At 67.2% G+C, this 25,725-nt stretch carries 26 protein-coding genes, 1 tRNA gene and 1 pseudogene; 11 read left to right on the forward strand and 17 right to left on the reverse strand.

Features of this window, described 5'->3' with window-relative positions; all coding sequences use genetic code 11:
• Positions 1-69 precede the first annotated feature (69 nt).
• The gene (locus tag Q8Q88_RS18435; protein WP_305676645.1) at positions 70-447 is read left to right on the forward strand and encodes a response regulator transcription factor; all 378 of its coding nucleotides are present in this window, start codon (positions 70-72) and stop codon (positions 445-447) included.
• Here Q8Q88_RS18435 and Q8Q88_RS18440 read toward each other — a convergent pair.
• The 10 genes from Q8Q88_RS18440 to ccoN all read right to left on the reverse strand — a co-directional run bounded on the left by Q8Q88_RS18440 (position 444) and on the right by ccoN (position 10,131).
• Entirely contained in the window at positions 444-1,028 is a 585-nt protein-coding gene (locus Q8Q88_RS18440) for an NAD(P)H-dependent oxidoreductase (RefSeq protein ID WP_305676646.1), read from the reverse strand. The two genes, Q8Q88_RS18435 and Q8Q88_RS18440, sit on opposite strands and share 4 nt — an antisense overlap.
• Positions 1,028-2,413: an oxygen-independent coproporphyrinogen III oxidase gene (gene hemN, locus Q8Q88_RS18445; RefSeq protein WP_305676647.1), complete on the reverse strand. Its 1,386-nt coding sequence runs from the start codon at positions 2,411-2,413 to the stop codon at positions 1,028-1,030. The genes Q8Q88_RS18440 and hemN overlap by 1 nt, the downstream gene beginning before the upstream one ends.
• 61 nt (positions 2,414-2,474) lie before the next feature.
• Positions 2,475-2,639: a cbb3-type cytochrome oxidase assembly protein CcoS gene (gene ccoS, locus Q8Q88_RS18450; protein WP_305676648.1), complete on the reverse strand. Its 165-nt coding sequence runs from the start codon at positions 2,637-2,639 to the stop codon at positions 2,475-2,477.
• Complete coding sequence (locus Q8Q88_RS18455; RefSeq protein ID WP_305676649.1) at positions 2,627-4,819, reverse strand: heavy metal translocating P-type ATPase; 2,193 nt, start codon at positions 4,817-4,819, stop codon at positions 2,627-2,629. The genes ccoS and Q8Q88_RS18455 overlap by 13 nt, the downstream gene beginning before the upstream one ends.
• On the reverse strand, positions 4,810-5,289 hold the full coding sequence (locus Q8Q88_RS18460; protein WP_305676650.1) for a FixH family protein: 480 nt from the start codon (positions 5,287-5,289) through the stop codon (positions 4,810-4,812). Before Q8Q88_RS18460 ends, Q8Q88_RS18455 begins: the two co-directional genes overlap by 10 nt.
• On the reverse strand, positions 5,286-6,782 hold the full coding sequence (ccoG, locus tag Q8Q88_RS18465; RefSeq protein WP_305676651.1) for a cytochrome c oxidase accessory protein CcoG: 1,497 nt from the start codon (positions 6,780-6,782) through the stop codon (positions 5,286-5,288). Before ccoG ends, Q8Q88_RS18460 begins: the two co-directional genes overlap by 4 nt.
• Before the next feature lie 7 nt (positions 6,783-6,789).
• Complete coding sequence (gene ccoP / locus Q8Q88_RS18470; RefSeq protein ID WP_305676652.1) at positions 6,790-7,656, reverse strand: cytochrome-c oxidase, cbb3-type subunit III; 867 nt, start codon at positions 7,654-7,656, stop codon at positions 6,790-6,792.
• Positions 7,643-7,822: a cbb3-type cytochrome c oxidase subunit 3 gene (locus Q8Q88_RS18475; RefSeq protein ID WP_305676653.1), complete on the reverse strand. Its 180-nt coding sequence runs from the start codon at positions 7,820-7,822 to the stop codon at positions 7,643-7,645. The genes ccoP and Q8Q88_RS18475 overlap by 14 nt, the downstream gene beginning before the upstream one ends.
• Entirely contained in the window at positions 7,819-8,553 is a 735-nt protein-coding gene (gene ccoO / locus Q8Q88_RS18480) for a cytochrome-c oxidase, cbb3-type subunit II (RefSeq protein WP_305676654.1), read from the reverse strand. The genes Q8Q88_RS18475 and ccoO overlap by 4 nt, the downstream gene beginning before the upstream one ends.
• A gap of 12 nt (positions 8,554-8,565) precedes the next feature.
• Positions 8,566-10,131 carry a cytochrome-c oxidase, cbb3-type subunit I gene (gene ccoN, locus Q8Q88_RS18485; RefSeq protein WP_371129879.1) on the reverse strand — a complete coding sequence of 522 codons (1,566 nt, stop codon included), beginning with the start codon at positions 10,129-10,131 and terminating at the stop codon, positions 8,566-8,568.
• 214 nt (positions 10,132-10,345) lie between these two features.
• Here ccoN and Q8Q88_RS18490 point away from each other — a divergent pair, with 214 nt between their 5' ends.
• Both Q8Q88_RS18490 and Q8Q88_RS18495 read left to right on the forward strand, forming a co-directional pair.
• Positions 10,346-10,627, forward strand: coding sequence for a hypothetical protein (locus Q8Q88_RS18490; RefSeq protein ID WP_305676655.1), 282 nt, complete (start codon positions 10,346-10,348; stop codon positions 10,625-10,627).
• The gene (locus tag Q8Q88_RS18495) at positions 10,624-11,175 is read left to right on the forward strand and encodes a hypothetical protein (RefSeq protein WP_305676656.1); all 552 of its coding nucleotides are present in this window, start codon (positions 10,624-10,626) and stop codon (positions 11,173-11,175) included. The genes Q8Q88_RS18490 and Q8Q88_RS18495 overlap by 4 nt, the downstream gene beginning before the upstream one ends.
• A 36-nt stretch (positions 11,176-11,211) precedes the next feature.
• On the opposite strand, the gene Q8Q88_RS18500 is transcribed toward Q8Q88_RS18495, so the two are convergent.
• From Q8Q88_RS18500 to Q8Q88_RS18520, 5 genes are all read right to left on the reverse strand, one after another.
• Positions 11,212-12,720 carry a CRTAC1 family protein gene (locus Q8Q88_RS18500; protein WP_305676657.1) on the reverse strand — a complete coding sequence of 503 codons (1,509 nt, stop codon included), beginning with the start codon at positions 12,718-12,720 and terminating at the stop codon, positions 11,212-11,214.
• Positions 12,721-12,736: 16 nt separating this feature from the next.
• Positions 12,737-14,818: an acylase gene (locus Q8Q88_RS18505; RefSeq protein WP_305676658.1), complete on the reverse strand. Its 2,082-nt coding sequence runs from the start codon at positions 14,816-14,818 to the stop codon at positions 12,737-12,739.
• A gap of 29 nt (positions 14,819-14,847) precedes the next feature.
• Positions 14,848-17,628: a TonB-dependent siderophore receptor gene (locus Q8Q88_RS18510; RefSeq protein ID WP_305676659.1), complete on the reverse strand. Its 2,781-nt coding sequence runs from the start codon at positions 17,626-17,628 to the stop codon at positions 14,848-14,850.
• A gap of 86 nt (positions 17,629-17,714) precedes the next feature.
• Positions 17,715-18,728: a FecR domain-containing protein gene (locus Q8Q88_RS18515; RefSeq protein WP_305676660.1), complete on the reverse strand. Its 1,014-nt coding sequence runs from the start codon at positions 18,726-18,728 to the stop codon at positions 17,715-17,717.
• Positions 18,658-19,248 (reverse strand): RNA polymerase sigma factor, encoded by a 591-nt coding sequence (locus Q8Q88_RS18520; RefSeq protein ID WP_305676661.1) that lies wholly within the window; start codon positions 19,246-19,248, stop codon positions 18,658-18,660. Before Q8Q88_RS18520 ends, Q8Q88_RS18515 begins: the two co-directional genes overlap by 71 nt.
• Before the next feature lie 191 nt (positions 19,249-19,439).
• On the opposite strand from Q8Q88_RS18520, the gene Q8Q88_RS18525 reads away from it, so the two are divergent.
• The gene (locus tag Q8Q88_RS18525; protein WP_305676662.1) at positions 19,440-20,726 is read left to right on the forward strand and encodes an MFS transporter; all 1,287 of its coding nucleotides are present in this window, start codon (positions 19,440-19,442) and stop codon (positions 20,724-20,726) included.
• Between the two features lie 63 nt (positions 20,727-20,789).
• Here Q8Q88_RS18525 and Q8Q88_RS18530 read toward each other — a convergent pair.
• Together Q8Q88_RS18530 and Q8Q88_RS18535 are read right to left on the reverse strand one after the other, a co-directional pair.
• Positions 20,790-20,864: transfer RNA gene (locus Q8Q88_RS18530), tRNA-Gly, on the reverse strand.
• Between the two features lie 168 nt (positions 20,865-21,032).
• On the reverse strand, positions 21,033-21,293 hold the full coding sequence (locus tag Q8Q88_RS18535) for a hypothetical protein (RefSeq protein ID WP_305676663.1): 261 nt from the start codon (positions 21,291-21,293) through the stop codon (positions 21,033-21,035).
• 29 nt (positions 21,294-21,322) lie between these two features.
• On the opposite strand from Q8Q88_RS18535, the gene Q8Q88_RS18540 reads away from it, so the two are divergent.
• The 7 genes and pseudogenes from Q8Q88_RS18540 (at position 21,323) to Q8Q88_RS18560 (ending at position 25,578) form a co-directional block, all read left to right on the forward strand.
• The gene (locus Q8Q88_RS18540) at positions 21,323-22,129 is read left to right on the forward strand and encodes an AMP-binding protein (RefSeq protein ID WP_305676664.1); all 807 of its coding nucleotides are present in this window, start codon (positions 21,323-21,325) and stop codon (positions 22,127-22,129) included.
• 53 nt (positions 22,130-22,182) lie between these two features.
• Positions 22,183-22,287 (forward strand): annotated as a pseudogene (locus Q8Q88_RS24800) (hypothetical protein); the annotation flags it as partial.
• A gap of 75 nt (positions 22,288-22,362) precedes the next feature.
• Complete coding sequence (locus tag Q8Q88_RS18545) at positions 22,363-22,794, forward strand: condensation domain-containing protein (RefSeq protein WP_305676665.1); 432 nt, start codon at positions 22,363-22,365, stop codon at positions 22,792-22,794.
• Positions 22,713-23,282 carry an AMP-binding protein gene (locus Q8Q88_RS24805; protein ID WP_371129877.1) on the forward strand — a complete coding sequence of 190 codons (570 nt, stop codon included), beginning with the start codon at positions 22,713-22,715 and terminating at the stop codon, positions 23,280-23,282. The genes Q8Q88_RS18545 and Q8Q88_RS24805 overlap by 82 nt, the downstream gene beginning before the upstream one ends.
• A 396-nt stretch (positions 23,283-23,678) precedes the next feature.
• Positions 23,679-23,990 carry a hypothetical protein gene (locus Q8Q88_RS18550; RefSeq protein ID WP_305676666.1) on the forward strand — a complete coding sequence of 104 codons (312 nt, stop codon included), beginning with the start codon at positions 23,679-23,681 and terminating at the stop codon, positions 23,988-23,990.
• Positions 23,963-24,751: a GNAT family N-acetyltransferase gene (locus Q8Q88_RS18555; protein WP_305676667.1), complete on the forward strand. Its 789-nt coding sequence runs from the start codon at positions 23,963-23,965 to the stop codon at positions 24,749-24,751. Before Q8Q88_RS18550 ends, Q8Q88_RS18555 begins: the two co-directional genes overlap by 28 nt.
• Positions 24,752-24,823: 72 nt before the next feature.
• Positions 24,824-25,578, forward strand: a protein-coding gene (locus Q8Q88_RS18560; RefSeq protein ID WP_371129878.1) for an IS5 family transposase whose coding sequence is annotated in 2 segments (ribosomal slippage) — positions 24,824-25,147 and positions 25,150-25,578 — 753 coding nt in all. Because the reading frame shifts where the segments join, the coding sequence is not laid out codon by codon here.
• Positions 25,579-25,725 lie beyond the last annotated feature (147 nt).

Below are 25,725 nucleotides of genomic sequence, written 5' to 3' on the forward strand. Positions count from 1 at the left end.
GGCTCGTCAAAGCGGCGCGGCGCGGAGCGGGTAATCTGAACTCCCAACCGCCACTTCCGCCGACAGGCCATGCTCGACAGTACCGATCCCAGACCGACGATTATCCTGGTCGACGACGATGCGGCCTTGCGAGCGGCCTTGAAGTTCAACCTTGAGATCGAGGGCTTCCACGTCGAGACCTGCGAGAGCGGAGAGGCCCTGCTGCTGCGAGATCTGCCGTCCGGTCGGGCCTGTGTGGTTCTCGACTATAATCTTCCCGGCATCACCGGGCTGGATGCGCTGAGCCAGCTTCGCCGTCGACAGGTGGATCTCCCGGCGCTGATCATCACGAGCACCCCGTCCCTGCATGTGCGCGAGAGGATTCGGGCGGCCGGGGCGGATCTCATCGAGAAGCCGTTGCTGGGCGACGCGCTTGTGGGTGGCATCCGCGAGGCGCTGGCCCGCTAGGTTCCCGCCGCGCCGTGACGCTCCATCGCCGCCAGCCAGCGCCGCCGGGTGCGCGGGCCAATCCCTTCCACGCCGCCGATAAGATCGTGCCGGATCGGCTTGAAACCCGATATCCATAGGACGCCCTTCTCCAGGCTCTTGAGACCGTGCGCCCCGAAAATCACCCGGAAGATCATGGCCGGCATGCCCATGGTCACCACCACGCGGGCCGACTTGCCCTTGAGCAGGCCAGTCGGCGTCCCGCCGGGCGGGCTCAGGGCCACGCCGTAACGGAACACCTGCTCGAGGAAGCCCTTGAGGAGGGCGGGCGCGCCGCCCAGCCACAGCGGATACAGGATCACCAGGTGGTCCGCCCAGCGGAGCGTTTCCTGCGCCTCGCGGATGGCCGGGTGCGCGGCCTCGGACATGAACTCGTCCTTCGTACGCACCAGGGGAAAGTCCAACGCCCCGACATCAATGCGCCGGATCTGGTGACCCGCGCTGCTCGCACCGCAGATATAGGCGTTGGCCAGCGCCGCGCAGAGCCGTTCGCCCCGCGGATCGGGATGACCGTTGAGAACCAGGATGTTCTTGGCGGCCATTAGAGCGCCTTCGAGTGGCGGCCCTCGGCCGCCGCGAAATAGCGGTCGAACACCGCGCAGATCGTGCGAACCACCAGGCGGCCGGTCTCGGTGACGCTCACCCGGCCGCCGTCGCAGACGACGAGCCCGTCGCGCTCGAAGGCCCGCAGCTGCGCGAGTTCGCGGCTCAATTCGCCGAGTTCCCGGTTGTGCCGCTCGCAGACGTCGAAGAGGTCGACTTGGAGTTCGCACATCAGCCGTTCGATGATCTCGCCGCGGAAGCGATCCTCGCGGGTCACGACCACGCCGCGCGCGACCGGCAGTTGGCCCTTGGCGACCATTTCGCGCCAACCGAGCTCCGGCGTGACGTTCTGAACGAAGCCCTGAGGCAGGCTGCCGATCGCCGAGGCCCCGAGGCCCAGCAGGGTCCCCGCTCCGTCGGCGGTGTAGCCCTGGAAGTTACGGCGCAACCGGCCTTCTGCCTGGGCGAGCGCCAGTTCGTCGCTCGGCAAGGCGAAGTGGTCGAGGCCAATCCGGACATAGCCTTGGGCCACGAGCCGCTCGGCGGCGGCTTCGCTCTGGTCGAGCCGCTCGGCAGGCCCGGGCAGCGCCGCCTCGTGGATGAGCTGTTGATGCGTCTTCATCCAGGGCACGTGGGCATAGCCGAACAGCGCCAGGCGTTCGGGACGCAGGGGCAGCACCTGGTCGAGGGTGGAGAGGGTGTTGGCCACGGTCTGATGCGGCAGGCCGTACATGAGGTCGAGATTGATCGAGGCCACGCCCGCCTCGCGCAGCCAGCCCATGCAACGCGCCACCTCTTCGACGCTGCCCTGGCGATTCACGGCCTCTTGCACGCGCGGCGACAGGTTCTGCACGCCGAGGCTCGCTCGGTTCAGGCCGTGACCGACCGCGGCCTGAACCCATTCGCGGGTCAAGCCCGGCGGATCGATCTCGGCGGCGACCTCGAGTGCCGGCAGAAGGCCAAACACCCGCCCGAGCCCGCCGAACAGCACGGCCAGCTCGTCGACCGTCAGCATGTTCGGCGTCCCGCCGCCGAGATGGATCGCACCGGCCTCGAGCTTCCCGGGCAGCGCCTGTTCCAGCAGGGCCAGCTCGTCCATCAGATAGCCCACATAGTCGGCCACCGGCCCGTGGCGGCGCACCGCGCGCGTATTGCAGCCGCAGTACCAGCACAGGCGCGAGCAGAAGGGGATATGGACGTAGATCGAGACCGGATCGGCCATCGGCAGATTGCGCAGCCAGGTGCGATAGACGGCGGCGTCGACGGCGGGCGTGAACTGAACCGCGCTCGGGTAGCTGGTGTAGCGCGGCGCGCGCCCGTCGTACTTGGCCACCAGATCGGCCAGGGCGGGTGCGGGCGAATAGGTCGACTGGACGGCGGTCAAGGGCGGCTCCTGCATCAAGCCACCAACTTGGCCGCCTGGCCGTCCGGCGCCGTGATATCGGTCAATCGCCCGGTAGGGGCGCGTCCTCGGGATCCTTGGCCAGGATGCGTTCGGCGTCGCCGATGGGATCGTCATACTGGCCGTTCCCTAGCGTCCATCGGAAGGCGGCCAGGCCGAGCAGGGCCAGGAAGACCGAGGCCGGCGCCAGGAAGATCAGGATGTCCATCGCCGCCCGCCTCCGGCGCCCATGCGTAGGGCGTTGAGCATCACGGCGAGGGAAGACCCCGACATGGCCAGGGCCGCGACGAAGGGGTTGATCAGGCCCGCCATGGCCGCCGGCGCGGCGATCAGGTTGTAGGCCGCCGCGAAGCCGAAGTTCTGCAGCGCCCGCCGCCGCGCGGTGAGCGCCGTGTCGATGGCTGTGACCACCGCGTCGAGCCCCTCGCCCGAGAACACCAGATCCGCCGCGTTCTGGCTGGCGTCCAGGGCCGTTCCGGGCGCCATAGCGGCATGGGCGTTGGCGAGCGCGGCGGTGTCGTTGAGCCCGTCGCCGATCATCAGCACGCGCCGGCCCTCGGCCGTCCGCTGCGCCACGATCTGCGCCTTCTCAGCCGGGGTAAGGCCAGCGCGCCAGGCGGTCACACCAAGAACCTCTGCGACGCGTCGAACCGGGTCGAAGCCATCGCCAGACAGGATCTCGACGCTCAGTCCGCGGGCCCGCAGGGCCTGGACCGTGGCGCCAGCGTCCGCCCGGAGCTGATCCTGGAAAACGTAGCGGATCTTGGGCTCGCCCTCGATCGCCAGCCACAGTTCCGTCTCGCTGGGTCCCGCGCTAGTCACGCCTACGAAGGCGGCCCGGCCCAGGCGGGCCCGGCGACCGCGGATGAAGCCCTCGACCCCTTGCCCCGGGGTCTCGATCACCTTGTCGGCCAGGATCGAGGGTCCGGCTTCCCGAGCGAGCGCGCGAGCCAACGGATGGGCCGAGGCCCGCGCCAGGGGCGCGGCCATGGCCACGGCCGCGGGGACTGGATCGACGAGGCATGGACGCCCTTCTGTCAGGACGCCGGTCTTGTCGAGGATGACATGGTCGATCTCGGCCAGCCGCTCCAGGGCGGCCCCGGACTTCACCAGCACGCCACGGCGGAAGAGCCGCGCCGAGGCGCTGACCTGCACCGCGGGGACCGCGAGGCCGAGCGCGCAAGGACAGGTGATGATCAGGACGGCGACGGCCCGCAGCAGCGCCTCGCGCGGTCCCATTCCTAGAATCATGCCGCCGGCGAAGGTCATGGCCGCCGCGCTATGGACCACCGGCACGTAGAGGGCCGCGGCCTTGTCAGCGAGTTGGACGTAGCGGGAGCGTGACTGCGCGCCGGCCTCCACCAGCCGCGCGATGTCGGCGATGGCGGAGTCCTCGGAGGTGGCCGTCGCCAGCAGACGCAAGGTCCCTGTGAGGTTGAGTGCCCCAGCCCGGCACGTGTCGCCGACGCGGGCCGGGACCGGCGCCGTCTCGCCAGTGAGCAGGGCGTTATCGAGGGACGACTGGCCCGCCTCGATCAGACCGTCCACCGGAATGCGGTCGCCCGGCCGGACGAGAAGGAGATCGCCAGGAACAATGTCGCTGAGCGGCCGTCGATGTTCCTGTCCGTCGGCGCCGATGACGGCGGCGGCCGGCGCCTGGAGCGCCAGGATGTCCCCAGCCGCGCCGCGGGCCCGGGCGCGCAGGCGATGATCCAGCCACCGGCCGATAAGCAGCAGGAAGAGCAGCGAGACCGCCGCGTCGAAATAGGTGTCGGCGCCGCCCAGCACGGTCTCGACGAAGCTGATGGCGAGGGTCAGCAGGACGCCGATGGAGATCGGCACGTCCATATTGGCCCGGCCGGCCTTGAGCGAGCGCCAGGCCGAGGTGAAGAACGGCATGCCAGCATAGACCGCGCAGGGCGCGCCGACCGCCGCGCTCATCCACTGCATCATGGTCCGCATCGCCGGACCCAGTTCCTGGCCGAACAGCCCCGCCCAGATCGGCACGGAGAACATCATGGCGTTGCCGGCGCCAAAGGCGGCCACGCCGAGCGCCATGGCCAGGCGACGGCCCTCGGCGTCGTGCGCCGCGGCAGACGTGGCCGGATCGAAGGGCGTCGCGGGATAGCCCAGGCGATCCAGGGTCTCGATCACGAGCGCGGGGTCGCCGCCGCCTTCCGTAAAGCCGACGGAGAGCTTGCCGGTCGTCAGGTTCATACGCGCGGAACCCACGCCGGCGATCGCCCCGACCTGACCCTCGATCTTCGAGATGCAGCCGGCGCAGCGGGCGCCTCGGACCAACAGGTCGAGGCGTTCGCCGCCATCCGGGTTGGGGCGCAGGAAAGCCGAGAAGTCCTGTCTCGGCGCGAACTCCGACGTTAGGGCCATGTGAGGCGACGCTCCGCTTCGAAGGGCTGCGCCCCGCCGGCCGCGAACCGAAGGTCCCATACGCCTGGCGCCGGCGCCGCGGCGGCCGCATAGCGTCCCGGCGAGACCTCGGTGAAGGTGAGGACGATGCGCCCTGCCTCGGTCGCCGGCCGCTGCAGGTCGCCCGACAGCGTCAGACCGCGGATCGGCTGGCCGGTCTGGTCGACGATCTCGACCTCGACCTGACCCTGGGCGGGTGCGGCCACGGCGCGCCAGCCAAGCGTGGACTGGGCTTTCAGCCGGGCGACGGAGCGGTTGTGCCGCAGACCGTCTTCGTAGGGGGTCGCCGAGACCTGGCCCGGGAAGGTGCGATAGGCGTTGACCACGAAGATCGTGTCGACCGCGATCACGATGCCGAAAAAGGCGACGACGGCGATGAGCACGTGCCAGCCGGTCACCCGAAAGCCGGCGGCGGGAGGGGCTGGATTCATGGCGTGTTCGCGACTCCCGACAGGAAGGTGGTTTGGGCGCGGGCCTCGGCCTTCGAGGTGCGGACGACAAAGCTCGCGGGCAGGTTGGGCGCGCTGAGGGCCTGGGGCGGCAGGGTGACGAACACCCGCAGGGCCCGGACCTCGTTGGCCGGCGCCACGACCGTCAGGCTCGTGCCGCTGGAGGCGGCGGCCGGAGTCTTGATCCTGGCGCCCGCGGGGCCTTCGAAGCCGACGATCACGGTCTCATCCTCGAAGCTGCGATTGACGATCTTGAGCGTGTAGCCGTTGCGCACCGCGCCATCGTGCAGGCGCACGAACACCGGGTTGCGGTCGCGCAGCACGTGGAGGTCGAGGGTGGTCCGGACGCTGAACCCCCAGGCCATGGCGCCCGACACCGCGGCCAGGGCGACGCCATAGAACACGGTCCGCGGTCGCAGTAGCTTGTAGATGGCGGGCCGGCCCTCGTTGCGCGCCTCGACCGCGGCGTCCGTATCGAAGGCGATCAGGCCGGTGGGACGTCCGACACGGACCATGATCTCGTCGCACGCATCGATGCAAAGCCCGCAATTGATGCATTCAAGCTGGGGCCCGTTACGGATATCGATCCCCATGGGGCAGGCGGTGACGCACTGGGCGCAGTCCACGCAATCGCCCCGGCCCGTCCAGTCGGCGCCCTTCTTATGCGGGCCGCGCGGTTCGCCCCGGTCGTAGCGATAGGTGACCTGCAGCGAATGCTCGTCGAGCATCGCCCCCTGGATGCGCGGCCAGGGGCACATGTAGATGCAGACCTGCTCGCGCATGAAGCCGGCGAAGACGTAGGTCGTGAAGGTCAAGAGGGCGCAGAAGATGTAGCCGGTGAGCGGGCCCTGTCCGATCCAGAAGGTGCGGATCAGGGTCGGCGCGTCGTGGAAGTAGAAGATCCAGGCGCCGCCGGTGCCGAACGCGATCCCCAGCCAAACCGCATGCTTGCCGATCTTCCGCCAGGCCTTGTTCAGCGACCAGGGCGCCGCGTCCAGCCGCATGCGCGCATTGCGGTCGCCCTCGAACAGTCGCTCCACGTGGATGAACAGGTCGGTCCAGACCGTCTGGGGACAGGAATAGCCGCACCACAGACGCCCGAAGAGCGCGTTGCTGAGGAACAGGGCCAGGGCGGCGAGCACCAGCAGCCCGGTCAGGAAATAGACCTCCTGCGGCCAGAGCTGGATCCAGAAGAAGTAGAACCTCCGGCCCTCGAAATCGACCAGCACCGCCTGGTCGGGCAGGGTTCCCGGCCGCTCCCAGCGGATCCAGGGCGTCACGTAATAGATGGTCAGGGTCGCGATCAGCAGCGCCCACTTGATGGCGCGCCAGCGCCCGTGGACCAGCTTCGGATAGATGGGCTGGCGCGGCTTGTAGAGCCCGGTCACGTAGGCCGGACCCCGCGCCTTGGCCGCCGCCGAGACCGGCGAGGTCTTGGCGGCGGTTGGGGCCGACCGGTCGATCACCACGGTCATCGCCGGACTATCGCCCTCCGGCGTTGGCGTGGATGTAGACGGCGAGCGCCTTGAGCGTTTCGGGGTCGAAGCGGTCCTTCCAGGCCGGCATGACGCCGCCCTGCCCGTTCCAGATCTGGTCGTGGATAGCCTGACGGCCGGAGCCGTACAGCCACTCCTGATCGGTCAGATTGGGCGCGCCCTGCTTCTGGTCGCCCAGCCCCTTCACCCCGTGGCATGCGACGCACTGGGCCACATAGACCGGGGCGGCGCGCCGGACGGCGGCGACGTCGGCCGGCCGATGCGACAGCGCGACCACGAACTCGGTAAGGTCGTCCACCTGAGCCGGGGTCAGCATCTGGTCGCGCCCGAAGGCCGGCATCTGGGAGAACCGCGCATCGGCGCCGCCCGATCGGACGCCGACCTGGATGGTCCGGTGGATGTCCGCCAGCTCGCCGCCCCAGAGCCAGACGTCGTCGCGCAGGTTGGCGTAGCCCTTGGCCCCGATCCCGCCCGTGCCGTGGCACGTGGCGCAGTTGTCGCCGAACACCGACTGGCCGACCGCCTGGGCGTAGGCCTGCAGTTCGGGATCGCGCTCGATCTCCTCCAGCGAGGCGGTGCGCAGGCGGGCCGCCTGGGCGCCGCGCACGGCGGTCAGGGCCTGGAGTTCGCCGACGACCGCCTCGCGATCGGACTGTCCCAGGATCCCCTTGGAATAGCCGGTGAGACCCGGCCAGGACGGCATCAGCACCCAGTAGACCGCGGCCACCGCGATGCTGGCGTAGAACACCCAGAGCCACCAGCGCGGCAGGGGATTGTCCAGTTCGCGGATGCCGTCCCACTCGTGACCCGTGGTCTCGACGCCCGTGACCTCGTCGGACTCACGCTTCGACATCGGGATCCTCATGGTCTTGCAGGGGAAGGTGGGCCAGGCGCTGGAACGCCTCGCGGTTCTTGGGCCAGAGCGCGTAGGCGACGCCGCCGGCGAAGACGGCGCCGAAGTAGATCAACCCGCCTTGCTGGGCGATCTGCGCCACGGTTTCGTAGGTGAGGCCGCTCATCGCCGGTTCTCCGGGGCCTCGGCCTGGTAGGTCTTGAAGTCGACCAGGGTCCCCAGCATCTGGAGGTAGGCCACCAGGGCGTCCATCTCGCTGACCTGGTCAGGGTTGCCGTCGAAGTCGCGCTGCTGGGCCTTGGCGCCGTACCGGGCCAGGAACTTGGCCGAGCCGGCGAAGGGGTCGGCCTGGGTCTCCAGGTCCTCCCTGGCGCTGTCGATCATCTCCTGGGTGTAGGGGACGCCGACCTTGTTCATGGCCCGGATCTTGGCCTGGATGTCGCGGTAATCGAGCGGCTTGTTCGCCAGGAAGGCGTACGGCGGCATCACCGATTCCGGCACCACCGAGCGCGGATCGATCAGGTGGTCGCGGTGCCAGGCGTCGGAGTACTTGCCGCCCAGCCGCGCCAGGTCGGGCCCGGTTCGCTTGGAGCCCCACTGGAAAGGATGGTCGTACATGCTCTCGGCGGCGAGGCTGTAGTGGCCGTAGCGTTCCACCTCGTCGCGCAGGGGCCGGATCATCTGCGAGTGGCAGAGATAGCAGCCCTCGCGGACATAGATGTCGCGCCCCTCGAGCTCGAGCGGGGTGTAAGGCCGCACGCCTTCCACCTTCTCGATCGTGCTCTCCAGGTAGAAGAGCGGCGCGATCTCGACCATGCCGCCGATGGAGACGACGATCAGGATGGCGAGGACGAGCGGCAGCGAATTCCGCTCAAGCTTGGTGTGATGTTTCCACATGGTCGGGCTCCCCTACTCGGCCGCGACAAGCGCGGGGGCGGGACCGGCGGCCTGGGCGACGGGCGCCTGGCTCGGCATGCGGATCGTACGCCACAGGTTGTAAGACATGATCAGCGCGCCGGAGAGGTACATGAGACCTCCCAGGGTGCGGATGACGTTCTCGATATGCTTGGCTGAGACGGTCTCGACGAACGAGTTGGCGAGGAAGCCCTGGGGCGTGTACTCGCGCCACATAAGGCCTTCCATGATGCCGGAGACCCACATCGCGCAGATGTAGAGGACGATCCCCAGGGTCGCGATCCAGAAGTGCCACTCGGCCAGGGCGTTGGAGTAGAGCCGGTCCTTCTTCCACAGCCACGGCACCAGGCAGTAGAGCGCGCCGAACGAGATGAAGCCCACCCAGCCCAGGGCGCCGGAATGCACGTGGCCGATGGTCCAGTCGGTGTAGTGGCTGAGCGCGTTGACCTCGCGGATCGACATCAGCGGGCCTTCGAAGGTCGACATGCCGTAGAAGGCGATGGAGACGGCCATCATCCGCAGGACCGGGTCGGTGCGCAGCTTGTCCCAGGCGCCCGAGAGCGTCATCAGGCCGTTGATCATTCCGCCCCAGGACGGCATCCACAGCATGATCGAGAAGGTCATGCCCAGCGTCTGGGCCCACTGCGGCAGGGCCGTGTAGTGGAGGTGGTGCGGACCCGCCCAGATGTAGATGAAGATCAGCGACCAGAAGTGGACGATGGACAGGCGGTACGAATAGACCGGCCGCTCCGCGCGCTTGGGCACGAAGTAGTACATCATCGCCAGGAAGCCGGCGGTGAGGAAGAAGCCGACCGCGTTGTGGCCGTACCACCACTGGATCAGGGCGTCCTGCACGCCGGCGAACAGCGAATAGCTGTGGCTGTTCAGCAGCCCGACGGGCATGGCCAGGTTGTTGACCACGTGCAGCAGGGCGATGGTGACGATAAAGGCCAGGTAGAACCAGTTGGCCACATAGATATGCGGCTCCTTGCGCTTCCAGATCGTGCCCAGGAAGACCAGCAGATAGGCGACCCAGACCACGGTCAGCCACAGGTCGACGTACCACTCGGGCTCGGCGTATTCCCGAGACTGGGTGATGCCGGCCAGGTAGCCGGTGGCCGCCAGCACGATGAACAGCTGGTAGCCCCAGAACACGAACCACGGCCATGCGCCGCCGGCCAGGCGCGCCCTGCAGGTGCGCTGCACGACGTAGAATGAGGTTGCGATCAGCGCGTTACCGCCGAACGCGAAGATCACGCCCGACGTGTGCAGGGGCCTGAGGCGCCCGAAGTTCAGCCAGCCCGCTTCGGGGAAGTAGAAGATTGTCGGCCAGGAGAGTTGGGCGGCGATCACCACCCCCGCCAGCAGGCCGGCGATGGCCCAGAACATGGTGGCGATGACGCCGGCGCGGACCACGCCATCGGCGTACTGGTCCTGGGGCGATCGGAACCGGCCCGAGGACAATCCCACCGTCATGGCGCTGAGCGCGGTCACGAAGGCGGCGATGAATATCCAGCCATGGAACCGGAACAGCCGGTCGTCGGAGAACGCCGTGGCCATAAGGGCGCCGAAGGCCAGCAGGCCCGTCAGCGCATAGAGCAGGACGGCGTTCAGCGGCGCCGCGTCGGTTTGTGCCGATTGAGTGGTCATGTTCCCCGCGAGTCGCTGCGATGCCCGGCCGCCAGTCTCGCGATCGGCGGCCGGATCGCTTTGATTTCAGTCAAGGCTGACGCGTTCGCGCATCGCGATGCTGTCAAGGAGCCGAGGAAAACCCATGCACGCGAACGAGCCGTTGGACCTTCGATCCGTCGCCGGGGCGCTGTGCCTACTGGCGTCGGCTGGCGGCGCCACCCTGGCCTGGGCCCACATGCGCGCGATCGAACAAATGGGAATCATCTGCGGCGCGCCGCCCGAGGTCCACTGCGGCTGGAGCGCCTCGGCCCTGATCCTAGGCCTGTCCGGCGTCGCCCTGGTCGCCGGAGCGCCTCGCCTTGCGTGGCGCAGGGTCCCGCTTCCCGCCACCGCCAAGCCCCGCATCTCCGGAGAACACGTGTGAACAAGCGCCCCCTGCTGATCGCCTCGGCGATCCTGTTGAGCCTCCCGGCCTATGCGACCCAGGCCCAACCCGCCAAACCTCCAAGCCAGGCTGAACAGACCGTGCGCGCCGTGGACGCCCGCGCCCACGCGGCGGCCGACCGAGCCATCGACGCGGCGAGTGCGGCGGCTCAGTCGGCGATCAAGGCGCTGGACACGGCCGAGACGGCGCTGCGCGAGGTGACCCGCGAGAGCGCCGAAGCCTCGAGAACCGCCTCCCAGGAGACGGAGGCTGCCGCCTTGGCCGCCGCCGCGCGGGCCAAGGAAGCCTTCGCCCGGGGATCGGCGGACACGCGGATCGCCGCCGACCGGTCGGTGAAAGCCGCCCGCCGCGCGGCGGAGGAAACCGCTCGAGCTGCGCAGGCCGCGCAGGCCGCGGACCGCGCCACGACCGAGGAGACCCTTCGGGCCGCGCGCGACGCGGCCAAGGCGTCCGCCGACGCCGCGGCCAAGGCGCTCGACACCATCCAGGTCGCGGTCCGTCGGGCGAAGAAGGACCACGCCTACTAAGGGCGGCGCGCGGCGCCGGTCGTCCGCGCCTCCATCTCAGGACGCGCGTCGAACCACCAGGGTCTTGCCCGAATAGGCCTTGACGTCGATCTTCTCGCGGCGCTGCACCTTGCGGCCGGTCGCGCTCATGAACGTCACCTCGACCGTGACCCGCGACACGCCGGGCAGTCCGAAGTGGACGGGCGTGGCGCCCTGGGCGCCATAGCCGCCACCGGTGGAGACCTGGCCCGCACCCAGCAGCTTGCCGTCGGCGCCATAGATGCGCACCTCGGCGCCGGCCTGGGTGAAATGGCCCTTGGCGTCGACGACGGTGACTTGCAGGCTCTGCCTCGCGGCGGCCCTGGGAAGCAGATTTCGGAAGAGGAAGTGCCCGCCCACGGGGCTGTACCCCTGGGTCACCGACAGATCGAGCGCTCCGTCCCGGTCATAATCCACCCAGGCGACGCCGTGGTCCCCGGCGTCGAGCAGACCGCCCTTGCTAAGCACGTTCGCGAAAGTCTTGCCGGCCTCGTTGTGGAACAGCCGATCGAACGGAGTCTGCTGGCCGGCCGGGCCCTCGTAGGACATCACCGCCAGGTCGGGATAACCGTCGTTGTCGTAGTCGCCCCAGGCCGCGCCCACCGCATGGTTCTCGACGCCCACGCCCGTCGCCGCCGCGGTGTTGGTGAAGCCGCCGTCGCCGGTCCCGCGCCATAGGGCGTTATGGCCGTAGTTCGGGACGAAGATGTCCAGGGCGCCGTCATTGTCGTAGTCGCCGACGGCGCAGCCGACCCCGCCCTCATCGGTGCGGCGGCCAGGGCTGTCCATGCCGAGCGCGGGGGCCACGTCAACGAACGCCCCGCCGTCGTTGCGCCACAGCGCGTCGGTCTTGCCCGACTGGTTGGCGAGAAACAGGTCCAGGTCGCCGTCCTTGTCGTAGTCGAGCCAGCATGCGCCCACGGTCGAGCGGGCGACGGTGGGACCGGTCCCCGCGAACACCTGGGTGAACTTGCCGCCGTCATTGCGATAGAGCTTGTTCTCGCCGATCCGATCCGTGGCGTAGAGGTCGAGATCGCCGTCGTTGTCGTAGTCGATCCAGTTGTTTTGGCGGGCCGACCGGCCAGGCAAGGTGAGGCCGATCTCGGCGGCCACATCGACGAAGGCTTTGCCGCCCCGGCTGTGAAAGACCGCGCTGGGCTTGGCCGGAACGCTGGAGCCCGCCAGCAGGTCGACCCAGCCGTCGCCGTCATAGTCGCCCCAGCTCAAGGCCCGGAACTCGCCCCCGGAGGTGGGCAGGCCCATGGCGCCGCCGATACTGGCCAGGGCGCCTTTGTCGTTCCGATAGAGGCGGATCTCGCCGCTCTTCAGCGAGACGGCGAGATCGAGGTCGCCGTCGTTGTCGAAGTCCGCCCAGGCGTTGGACAGCGATCCCGGCATCGCCAGCAGGTCGCGCTGGATCGGAGCGAACGCCGGGTCAGGCGCGGCGGCGGTCGTGGTGGCGGCGGTCGTGGTGGCGACGGCCAGGGCGGCGCCCGCCATGGCGGCCAGCATCCAGCGTCGGGGCATCGTCATCTCCTGCGGATCAAAAGGGGACCGTCGACTCGAGGTGCTTCTCGACCTCGGCGCGGGTGGTCCAAAGGGTGCGATAGGTCTTCTTCGACAGGTGGTCGAGCTGGTCGCTGCGGTGCGGGGACCCCGGCTGGGTCGAGTTGCCATAGCTCATCAATCCCAGCGCCTTGATCGGGGTGGAGAACTCCACCATCGACACCCAGGTCTCGCCGTGAACGGGCGTGCGCTTGCCGTCCTTGAGCGGGCTCCAGGTCATCACGTGGAAGACCCCGGTGTTGCCGAAGCCGCCGTTGCCCGGCAGGTCGACCTTGCCCAGGGCGAAGCGGGAGACCTCGCCGAACGGGCGGTCGATCGATCCGTAGCTGGCCTTCGCCTCCTGAGCCGCGGTCTTGAGCATGGCCACGGCCTGTGTCGGGTCCTTGAGGCCGACGGGCGTGTCGATGGGCTTGGCCGGATCCCAGCGGACCCGATAGTTGGCGTCGTTGTTATAGGTCGGACCGGAGAACTTCCGCGCCCAGGCCTCGAACAGCAGCGCGCCCTTCGCGTCGGCGTCGACGGTGCGGTCCCAGGCCTTGAGCACGGCCGCGGCTTCCAGGACCTCGGGGTCGGTGCTCTGCGCGGCGGCGGCCAGCAGGTCGTCCAGCACGCGCTCGGCCATGAGCACGTGGGTCGTTGTCTTGCGGGCGACGAAATCGTCGAAGGTGATCTTCGCGGCGTCGGCCATCAGGTGCGACGACTGCTGCGCGCGCAGCGACATTGGGCCCGGGTTGGCCATATAGGCCGGATAGTCCTTGGCCTGGATCGCCTGCGGCCAGGTCGAGACCCACGGCGGGTCGTTGGTGTTCTGCACATAGCCGCTGGGCGGATCGATGACCTTCGGAAGGTCCTCGTAGGGGTGCGTATCGGTCCACAGCGTGGCCGAGGTGTCGCCCGGCACGAGCTCGCGCCATTTGGCGACGTCGCCATCGGCGTGCTTGGGCAGGATGCCGTTGTAGAGATACTGGACGTGCCCTTCGCGATCGCCATAGACGATGTTGAACGACGGCACCTGCAGGCGCTTCATGATCGCCTGGTAGTCGGCGAAGCTCTTCGACTTGCCCATGTCCCAGTACTGGCGAAGTCCGCCGGGACGATCGAGGCCGGCGACGCGCACGGCGACCGTCTTGCCATCGGCCCGCGTGAACACCGGCCCGTGCACCGATGAACGGAGTTCCAACGGCTCGGTGCGGAGGGTCCCGTCCGGCTGCTTCACCTTCAGGCTGGCCGCCTTGGTCTCGAACGCCCGCACCTTCCCGTCGAGGAGATAGCCGCCGTCCGCGAGCTTCAGTTCGTAGTTGGTGGCCCCCAGGACGCCGTTGACGGTGTTGGTGAAGCCCATCCGGTCGTTGAACGCGAAGCGCAGCACCGGCAGGCCCACCTGCGTCGCCCCGTACATCTTGATGCCCGGCCCGTTCAGGTCGGCCTCGAAATAGGTGAGTTGGCTGGGCGCCCAAGGCAGGTGGGGGTTGGCCAACAGCAGGGTGTTCCCGCTGGCCGACTTCTTGGGCATGACGGCCCAGGCGTTCGAACCTGCGTCGGCGTTGCTGCCCATGGTCCGCGCCTGGGGCGCCACATAGACGTAGTTCATCAGCCGGTGGCCGTGGGCCATGACGTCGACGCCGGTGATCGGGAAGACCTGACGCACCGCGGGGTCGAGCTTTTCAGGGTGGGCCTTCGCATAGGCGTTCATGCCCGCGGCGAAGGCGTCAAGATTGGCGCGAAAGCTGGCCGGCTCCTGCCCGTACCAGGCCTTGGCGCGCTCATAGATGCCGTTGGCGATCACCCACTTGTCGGACTCGACCTCAGCCGCGCCCCAGTACTCGGCAGCGCGGCCGCGAGCCTGGCCGTAGAGCTTCACAACCACGTCGCCGTGGTTCTGCGCCGTGGCGTAGCCAAAGCCATATAAGACCGAGGCCTCGTCTTTCCCGTAGATGTGCGGCACGCCGTAGGTGTCGTAGAGGATCTCGCCCTTCGGAGCGGCCTCGACGGCGGCCGGCGCCGCGGCGAGGCCCACCGCCAGCGCGGCGGCGATCATCAGATTCTTGGCCAAATACACGGCGCGTTTCCCTCAGGCGATCCCAGTCCTCAGAACGTGTACTGCACCCGGGCGTACCAGGAGCCGCCCGTGAACCCGAACGGCGAGGTGCCGGGGAAATGGCCGCTGCCCGTGGCGGCGTTGTAGATGCCGTTCTTGTCCGGGTACTCGTTGAAGAGATTGTTGACGCCGGCGGCCAAGGTGACCTGATCCAGAACCTTGTAGCTGACCTCCAGGTCCGTGATCCATTTGGCCCCGTAGCTGCGGTCCTGGGCCGGCAGGTCGGCGATCACCGTGAATTTGCCATAGCGCGTCGAGCGCAGGTTCACGTTCAGCTTGTTCCAGTCCCAATTCAGGCCCAGCGCGACCTTGCTCTTGGGGAACGAGGTCGTCAGGAAACCCTGGCTGCCCCGGCCGAACAGGACGAACCCGGAGCCCAGCGCGGTCAGCTCCGGCGGGTTCGGGATGATGTCGAGGATCTTGGTCTTGCCGTAGTTGAAGCCGGCGTTCGCCCGCAGCCGGCCCCAGTCGCCGAGGTCGTAGCGATAGGTCGCCACCACGTCGACGCCACGGGTCCGCGTGTCGATGGCGTTGGTGTAGTACTGGGCCGACAGGTCGCCCGAGAGGCCCTTGGAGATCAGGATGTTGCTCACCGCCGTCCCGGTCAGGGTGCTGGTGATCGCGATCCGGTTGTCCACCTCGATCTGATAGGCGTCGACGGTGATGTCCAGACCGGGCATGGGCTGCAGGGTGACGCCGGCGCTGATGTTCTTCGACTTCTCGGGCGTCAGCGGCTTCGCGCCGAGCGCGATGGCTTCAGGCGCCCCGACCGGCAGGGTCTTGATCAGCAGGAGCTGGTTGGGCACCCCGGCGACGGTTCGGAACTGGCTGGACGTGGCCGCGTAGTGCTGCTGGGCAAGGCCAGGCGCGCGGAAGCCGTTGCTGACCGCGCCGCGCAGGGAGAGCCAATCCGTCAGCTCATATCGGCCGGTCAGCTTGCCCGTCAGGGTGTCGCCCGAGGAGTCGCTGTAGTTCTCGTAGCGGGCGGCGGCGCCGACGAAGAGCTTGGACGTAGCGTCCCAGCCCAGTTCGCCGTAGACCGCCCGGGAGTCGCGATGGCTGGTGCTGGCGTCGGCGGGGCGGAAGCCGGGCGTCGCCTGGGCCCCGGTCTGCGGCGCCACCCCGGCGAACGGCTGGCCGGCCGGAGCGCGGTAGAGCCCCTCGGCGTAGCTCGCGGGTTCGCCGGCCAGGATCTTGTAGCCCTCGCGCCGGTACTGGGCGCCGAAAGACACCTGCAGGCTGGACTCGCCAAGCTCGAAACCGCGGGTCACGTCGAGGTTGCTGGTCAGCTCGTCGGACTGCAGCGTGCCGATGTAGAATGTCTTGGGGCTGGCCGGGCCGAGGCTGGCGTTCTCGGTGTTGGAGGTGTGCAGCACGGCCTTGTTCTTGCCGTAGCCGGTGGAGAGGTCCCACTCCCAGCCGCCCAGGTCGCCCTTCATGCCGCTGGTGAACTCGTAGTCGTCCTCGTTGACCACTTCGTTCGGCCGGTACCCGAGGGGATAGAGCGCGGGCGTCGTGTTGACGTTGTTGGGCGTGCGGTAGGTGAACGGCAGGTCGGATTCACGCTTCGCGTAGGTGCCGAACGCGTAGAGCGCGATCTCGCCGAAATCGTACTCGCTGTTGAAGCCGAAGATGGTGTTGGTCTGCGGCAATTGACCGAAGTTCTTGGTCACCAGCCGGTCGATGGTGGCTTCGCGCGGATCCCGGACGCCGCCGACCAGCGGGAACAGCTGGATGCTGGGAGCGATGGGATAGGCGCGGTTGGACAGCCGCTGGTCCTTGCGATTCACCGAAACGTTCACGAAGCCGGCGTCGCCGAGCCTGAAGCCCTTGTTGAAGGCGAACTGGGTCAGGTCGCCGTCCTTGCGGTCGAAGTTCAGGCCGTAGGTGGCGCTGAGCATGCCGGCGTCGGTATCGCCCTTCATGATGATGTTGATGACACCGGCGATGGCGTCGGAGCCGTACTGGGCCGCCGCACCGTCGCGCAGGACTTCGATCCGCTCGATCGAGGCGGTGGGGATCATGTCCAGGTCGGCGGGAACCGATCCGTTGTAGAGCGACGACACCGCGTTGATCAGCGAGGTCTTGTGCCGCCGCTTCCCATTGATCAGCACCAGGGTCTGATCGGGATTTAAGCCTCGCAGGCCGCCTGTCGCGATGATCGTGGAGGTGCCGCCTCCGGCCCGGAACGGCAGGTTGAACGAGGGCGCCAGGGTCTGCAGCGCCTGGAAGACCCCGGCGCGGCCGGACTTCTCCAGTTCGGTGGCCGAGAACGAGTCGATCGGCGTGGGGCTGTCGATGATGGTCCGCGGCGCGCCGCGGACGCCGGTCACGACCACGGCCTCGAGCTCCTGCGGCTCCGCGGGTTTGGCCGCGACGCCGCCACCCTCGTCCTGCGCGGCGGCCGCGGCGAAGATCGGCCCGATGGAGGCCGTCCGGATAAGTCCGGCCCGTGGCCCGGAAGCCGACAGCGCGATGAGGTCCGTCTGCACCATGACGACCCGAAGCGTTGAGCCGGCGACGATCTGGTCGAGCGCCGCGCGCGTCGCCATGCGTCCCCGCACCGGCGGCGACGTCAGGCCCGAAACGCGTTCATAGGGATAGAGCAACCGCACGCCCGACTGGGCGGAGAGCGCGTTCAGCGCACCCTGCATCGGCTGGGAAGCGATGTCGAAGTTCGTGACGGCGTTCTGCGCGGCGACCGGTGCGGCGAAGGCCACGGCGGCGACCGCCGTCGACGAAGCCCAGAACAGGCGGTGGAAATTCGGCATGTTGCAAAGCCCCCTATGCGACGCCCTACCCCATCGAACGGACCGCGGTTGCGCCACCGCCATGTGGCCCGTGAAAAATTGTCAGCTCACGGGCGTTCGACCAGCAGGACCCCGCCGTCGGCCGTCGTTATCGCCTCGATCGGGAAGCTGGTGGTCAGGGCCGCCAGGAACTTGTCGGCCTCATCCACCTCGAATCGGCCCCCGATCCGCAGCGCCTCGAGGCGGGCGTCGCCGATCACAATGGGCTGTTGGCGATAGCGATTGAACTCGGCCACCACCTGGGCGAGGGACTCGCCGTCGAACTCAAGCACCCCTTCCTGCCAGGCCGTGCGCTGCCGAAGGTGCTGGCCGTCGAGGGCGGTGGGGGCCACGGCGCCGGACCTGACCACCGCGCCGCCACCCGCCTTGACCTTCGCGGCAACCGGCGTCTCCCCGCGACCGGCCTCGGCCACAACGCCGACGACGCCCTGGGTGACCGTCAACTCCACGACGTCGGGTCGCATCCGGACATTGAACGCCGTGCCCAGCGCCCGGAAACGAGCGGCGCCGGCGTCGACCAGGAACGGGCGGCCGGCGTCGTGGGCGACCTCGAACAGGGCCTCGCCCCTCACCAGCCTTATGCGCCGCTGCTTGTCGGTGAAGGCAAGTTCGATGGTTGAGGCGGTGTTCAAGGTCACGCGCGATCCGTCCGCCAGGGTGACCTGGCGCCGCTCGCCCACGCCCGTGCGATGCAATTCGACATTGCCGGCCAGCCGCCAGCCCACCGTCGCGGCGACCGCCGCGCTCGCCGCGGCCAGTGACCCGAACATCAGGCGCCGCCGGCTCGATCCCCCCGTGGACCTTGTCGACGCCGGGCTGTCGTGGCCGACGGCCTCGACGGCCAGGTCAAGCGACGGGGGAGAGGCGCGCAGGCGTTCGGCGGATTCCCACGCCGCCTCCATGCGCGCGAACGCGACGGCATGGCGCGGATCGGCGCCCACCCAGGCATAAATCTCCCGACGTTCCGCGGGGCTGACGCCGCAGGCCAGCCTAGCGACGTAGGCGGCCGCCTGATCGTCGATCGCCTGCCAATCGCACGTCTTGTGGGGCGGTTCGCCCAAACTCGTCATCCTCACGTTCCGCTCGCGCCTGAGCCACGAGCTTGAGCGCTTTGACAAGATGCTTCTCGACCGTGGAAACGGACAGGCTCATCTGGACCGCTATGGCGGCGAGAGAAAGGTCATGCACGCGCCGCAGCAAGAAGACCTTTCGCGGCTGCGGCGGCAAGCGGTCAACCAGACGCTGGAGCCAGCGCAGTTCGTCTCGCGCCTGGATCTGCCGCTCCACCGCCGCATCGTCAGAGCGCAGGACATCGAGGTCGGCGACGAAGTCCAGGGACACGATGGTCTCGCGGCGCAGGGCGTCGATCAACAGGTTGCGGGCGACCGTCATGAGGTAGGCGCGGCCAGAGGTGACCCGTGCAAAATCCTGAATCTGATAAGCGCGGGCCAAGCTCTCGGCCACCAGGTTCTCCACATCAAAGCCAGCTGGACAGATGCGTCGCAGGCGGGCGCGCACGGCCGCCTCGTGAGGCAGGATGACGGCTTTGAACCACTCCAACCGAACGAGCAGTTCGCTCATCCCGCGCCCCCGACAGGTACTTCCACGACAATGAGATGACAGTCCGCGCACGCTTGCGCGACGATGTCCAGACGCCCTCGCCGTCCCGTCGGCCAAGCGGAATGCGGCGACCGCGCATGGCGGAAAATCAGGCGCCGGCTCGTTCAGGAACCGACAGAAGCGGTTGTCCTGGACGTGTTGGCGAGGTGTGAGTGTCGAAATATCTGGCAGGCGGACGCCGCCTGAAGTCGATCATCGGGGGGTCCACCGGCAACCTGGTGGAGTGGTACGACTGGTACGTCTACTCAGCGTTCACGCTCTATTTCGCACCGTCGTTCTTCCCCTCCGACGACCCCACGGCCCAGCTGCTGAGCGCCGCGGCGGTGTTCGCCGTGGGGTTCGTCGTCCGCCCGCTCGGCGCCTGGATCATGGGCGTCTATGCCGACCGGAACGGCCGCAAGTCGGGACTGACCCTGTCGGTCACCCTGATGTGCCTGGGCTCGTTGATGATCGCGGTGGCGCCCACCCACGCCCAGGTTGGCGCGCTGTCGCCGCTGGTCCTGCTCGCTGCGCGCCTGCTGCAGGGCCTGTCGGTGGGGGGCGAGTACGGCGCGTCGGCCACCTATCTCTCCGAGATGGCCGGACGGGAACGGCGCGGCTTCTTCTCCAGCTTTCAATACGTGACGCTGATCTGCGGCCAGCTTCTGGCGCTATGCGTGCTGCTGGTCCTGCAGTCGATCCTGCCGCCCGCCGACCTGGAAAGCTGGGGCTGGCGCATCCCCTTCGGGATCGGCGGTCTCCTGGCCATCGCGGTGTTCTACATCCGGCGCGGGCTCATGGAGACCGAGAGCTTCCAGAACGTCAAGGCGACCGCCAGCATGGGGTCCAGCGGCTGGATCCTGTTCCGCCACTATCCGCGTCAGGCCTTCCTGGTGATCGCGCTCACCGCTGGAGGGACGCTCGCCTTCTATGCCTATTCGACCTACATGCAGAAGTTCCTGGTCAACACGTCCGGCTTCAGCCGGGAGGCGGCCACCGAGATCACCGCGGCCGCCCTGTTCGTCTTCATGCTGCTGCAGCCGCTGGCGGGGTGGCTATCGGACAGGATCGGCCGCCGGCCGCTGCTGATCGCCTTCGGGACCTGCGGCGCGCTTTTCACCTATCCGATCTTCCGGCTGCTGGAGGAGGCGGACAACTCCTTCACGGCCTTCCTGCTCGCCCTTGGCGCGCTGGTGATCGTCACCGGCTACACGGCCATCAACGCCGTGGTGAAGGCGGAGTTGTTCCCGGCCCACATCCGCGCCCTGGGCGTCGCCCTGCCCTACGCCCTGGCCAACGCGCTTTTCGGCGGGACTGCCGAGTATGTCGCCCTGTGGTTCAAGAGCATGGACCTGGAACGCGGCTTCTATTGGTACGTCACCGCGATGATCGCGCTCTCGCTGCTGGTCTATCTGCGCATGCCTGAGACCCGCAAGGTGAGCGAGATCGCCGAGGACTGACGGCCTAGCCAACACGACGGCCCAAAAACGGCCACTCATGCTTCCGCCGAGTCGTTGAAAACATGGAGCGGGCGATGGGATTCGAACCCACGACATTCAGCTTGGGAAGCTGACGCTCTACCCCTGAGCTACGCCCGCATTATCAACTACTTAGATACCTAGACCAACGATCCCTGGCTCTTTTTTGGCTCTCATGTGCTGATGTTCCAATGCGGGGTGGTTCTTGCAGACGAGGACGCGTGTTGCAAGCTCGGCGGTCATGCGCGCCAATCGTCGCCCCTTGAACGCTGCCTCACACTTCCATGCCTAGAAAAAGGAACGGCCGAATTTTGGAGTCGGCTCATAGGGAAATGCGATGGCCTCTTCGAAGAAGCCATCGAGCCATGGATTGGCGTGGTACCGGAACTCCCGACGTTCTCCACCAGTAAAGGCGTCAATGAGGGCGGGGCGTTCGGTGCGGTAGAATATCCGCTCACGAGAATAGATCTGCACTACCTCGTTGAAGAACCTAACCTCGTCTCGGTTCAGCCGGATTGTGACCATCGGTGGTTCTGTCCGGTAGCTCATGGGACGCGAGTACGCGACCGCAGTGGTGGGTGTTAGCCCTCCGCTCTGGCACGCTGAGTGGCTCGCCGACCGCCCAATCCACCCGCCCATGGCTCAGAAGATCAGACGACTGCGTCGCCATCTGCATTGAGCGCTCCATTGAGATGGTCGTCGGGCTGCTGGCCATCCTCAAGGCCGGCGCAGCGTACCTTCCGCTTGATCCCGCCTATCCGCCCGAGCGGCTGACCTTCATGCTCGAAGACAGCGCGCCTCGATTGGCGCTCATCGGACGTCCGACGCCCGATGCAGTTACCGAAGCCCTAGCCAATCTGCACCTGTCGCCCACGGTGCTTGACCTGGTCGCTGATGAGGCGCTCTGGGCAAATTGCTCCACGACCAACCTAGATTCCCAAAGCCTTGGGCTTACACCGCGCCACCTTGCGTATGTGATTTATACGTCAGGCTCCACGGGCGCCCCAAAGGGCGCGATGGTGGAACACCGCGGCGTGGTCGCACTCGCTGCCGACCGCACGTTCGTCTGGCTTCAGCCTGGAGATCGGGTCGCACAGGCCGCAAACGCATCATACGACGCCGTGACATTTGAACTTTGGAGCGTGTTGCTGAACGGCGCCGAGGTTCATGGCCTTAGTCGGGAACTCACTCTCAGCCTACCGTCCTTCGCCGAAGCGCTTCGGTCAGACCGCTTCGATGGGCTCTTCCTGACGACAGCCCTGTTCAATGAAGTCTCCGCCCACGATCCGCACGCCTTCGCCGGCCTGTCGTTCGTCTTATTTGGCGGAGAACAGGTGAATGTGCCGGCGGTGACCGCGCGACGTCACAGGCTGGGAGCGGATTAGCCGCGATCCTTGAAGGGGAGGAAATCACCCACGTCACCCTGTCGCCTTCGGCCCTGACAAGCCTCCTGCAGGATGCTGACCTGAGCGCGCTCGGGTCGCTGATCGTTGCGGGCGAGGCGCCAAGCCCTGCGCTCCTCCGGCGCTGGGGTAAGGGCCGGCGCTTCTACAATGCCTATGGGCCGACCGAGGCGACAGTCTTAGCGACGATCCGGCTCTGCGATGCTGCGGACTCCTTGCTCGCCGTGCAGATGATTGGCCGTATCCGCGACAATCTAAATCTGACGCCGTCGCTATCTCTTCTCTTCGCGCACCCCGTGCTTTCTGACCTCGCTTCAGCGATCAACGGATGCGATGGGCGATCGTTGGGTCCGCCGATTACGCTTATCGACCGAGGCGGGCTCATACCGCTGTCGTTTGCGCAGCAGCGGCTGTGGGTCTTGGCGCAGTTGGAGGGTCCGAGCGCCACCTACAACATGCCCGCGGCGCTGCGCCTGAAGGGCCATTTGGACGTGGGCGCCTTGCAGCGCAGCCTGGACGGGCTCTTTGCGCGTCACGAGGCGTTGACCTCTTCGACCACGCATCTGTGTCCATTGGCCGACCAATCCTCAACACGCGGATCTACCTGTTGGACAACCGCCTCGATCCTATTCCGCTGGGAGCAGTAGGCGAGATCCACATCGGGGGCGCAGGGGTCGCGCGGGGCTACCTAAATCGGCCCGAGCTCACTGCGGAGAAGTTCGTTCCGAGCCCCTTCGTGAAGGGCGACCGCCTGTATCGCACAGGCGACCTGGCCCGTTTCCTGCCAAACGGAGACATCGATTATCTGGGTCGGAACGATCACCAGGTGAAGATCCGCGGCTTCCGCGTCGAACTCGGTGAAATCGAGGCGCGTCTAAGCGTTCCATGTAGGTCTCGACGACCGAGGACGCCAATTGGCGACCGGGAAACACCGTCAGGCCCAACGCCTGGCTTGCCAGGGTCTGGGCCATCTCCTCGTCACCATGGCCGAAGATCATGGCGCCAGACCCCGACGCCGCGTCGAAATACGTTCGCCCGTCAATGTCGCGGAGGAACGAACCCTTGGCGTCTACAATGGTGGGACGCGCAGGATTCGGTGTGGGATAGGCGTTCCGCGACCGTAGGACATGACTAGACAAACTACCACCCGCACCCATGATTTTATCCCGCCCCGGTCGCGCGTAGTGGCGTGCATCCTTGCGTCTAGGGGCGCAACACATTCGCGAGGGACACATTGTCGATCAGTGTCGACGATTGTTCCATATCAATCTATCCGGAGCACCGAGATCAATAAAAAATCTATCGCGCGACACTACATTTCGCTCCGGGGTCGGTGGGTGCTCGCCCCGCCCATGTATATCTCGGGCGTTAGTCTACCGGGGGGCGGCGCGCGCTTTCCACGCTCTGCGGTGCAATGTAGACGCCCCCCCCCTGGCAACCGCCCCCCGTCTACGGCTGGGCTGATTTCTATGTTGTCGAGAAGGCTGGAAGCATCGTGGCCTGCGGCGGCCTTTGGGACAGAGGTCGCAATATGCGGGAGATCTGGCGCTCCTCGGTCGGTGAGCCTGACCGTCGCGTCGAAGTCGCCGCCGCGCTCGATCTTGGGTACGAGGACGGCCACGAGGATGCGATGGCGAGAGTCCTTCGCGATTTCGCGTCCAAGGCCGCAGCCCTTGGCCGGCAGTCACTTGTGGGCGATCTCGGACATATGCCGGCTGTGACGGACCTCCTCGACGACCTCGAGGTGCGGTGGGAGTCAAGGATCCTAGAGTGGACGCCTTACCTGCCGAAGGGGCTCCCCCAGGAGCTAGGGGAATGCTTCGTCAATCTCCGTTACTGGTGAAATCCGTGGATGAGACTGAGGAACTCATCGGGCTCTGCGTACGTGCGCTTGTCGCCCAAATGGGCGATGTGCCTGGCGTCGAAATGCATATGACTCGAAACTGCATTCTGGGTCTGACCGGCGAACCTTCGGCCGATTTCAACATGCTAACCCTGGGGCATAACCCCGATGCTGAAGGCTTCCTCACCCAATCGGTTGGGCGCGCGAGGGCGAGGGGACTGCCGCTCCTAGGCATGATGAGTCCGCATGTGGTGGAAACCCTAGCACCGGTAGCGATAGGGCTAGGCATGACCCAGGTGGGAACGGCGCCATTGATGGTCCTGCGGGCTGGGGTGACCATTCAACGAGGCCAACCCCTCAAGGTGAGCCGGGCCCTGGGCCCCGCGCTGGTCGGCGCAGCGGGCGATCTGGTAGCGGCCGCCTTTAGCTCGCCGCGGGACGTGATCGCTAGGTGCATCGATGTTGTGGTGACTGAGACCGCAGGCGTTGAAACCTACCTAGGCTCAGGTGATGACGGACCAATCTGCACCGTCTCGGTGACGCCCACAGGCAACACCGCTGGGATCTCGCTGATGGCTACGGCGCCAGAGCACCAGCGGCAGGGCGCGGGACGGGCGCTGCTGAGCCATGTGATTGAAGACTATCGCGCTCGCGGCGTGGTGCGCTTTTACTTAACCGCCACCGAGGCGGGCCTGCCGCTATATGCAAGCCTCGGCTTTGAGACCATCGCTGAATTGTCGGCTTGGATTTTGGAGCCCTAGGCTCCGGACCCATAAAGCGGATTCACGTTGTGCCCGAACAGTGATTCAAAGCTCTTCAAAAGGAGGGCTTCGATGAGCGAAGTGTTCTGGTTGAGCGAGACGCAGTTTTCTCGGCTTGAGCCGCTGCTGCCGAAGGATACCCGGGGCAAGCCACGGGTGGACGATCAGCGGGTGATCTCCGGGATCGTCCATGTGCTGGCCAGCGGGGGCCGGTGGGCGGATGCGCCGCCGGTCTATGGCCCGCGCAAGACGCTCTACAACCGGTTCGTCCGCTGGGCCGCCAAGGGTGTCTGGCGAGACGCCTTCGAGGCGCTGGCCGCCGCGGGTGGACCGCCGGCCGAGCTGATGCTCGACTCGACCCACGCCAAGGCCCATCGCTGCGCCGCCGGCGGAAAAGGGGGGCTCAAGCCCAGGCCATAGGCCGCTCGCGCGGCGGTCGAACCACCAAGATCCACGCCATGGTCGACGGGCGCGGCCGGCCGGTCGCCTTGGCGATCACCGCGGGCCAACTCGGCGACGCCCGCGCCGCCATCGACCTGATCGCCGCCGTCGCACCGTCCCAGAGCCTGGCCGCCGACACCGCTTACGACAGCGACGCCATCCGCCGCTTCCTGATCGAGCGCGGCACGATCCCGGTGATCCCCAACAATCCCACCCGCAAGCGCCATCACCCCTTCGACGCCCAGGCCTACAAACGCCGCAACCTCATCGAACGCATGTTCTGCAGGCTCAAGGACTTCCGACGCGTCGCCACCCGATACGACAAGCTCGCGGCCAACTACGCAGCCACCGTACACCTCGCAGCCATCATGATTTGGTGGTTATGAGTCCGGAGCCTAGAGCATGACCGTTTTAGCATGGAGCGTAGCCTGAGTTGACGAGGTAGTTGGCGCACTCGGTTGGGGTGAAGTGGTCGAGGAGTTGGCCGATGCGGCGCCAGGTGGCCTCGACGGTGCGTTCGGCGGCCTTGCGCA

The organism is Phenylobacterium sp., from assembly GCF_030697925.1.
Taxonomy (GTDB): domain Bacteria; phylum Pseudomonadota; class Alphaproteobacteria; order Caulobacterales; family Caulobacteraceae; genus Phenylobacterium.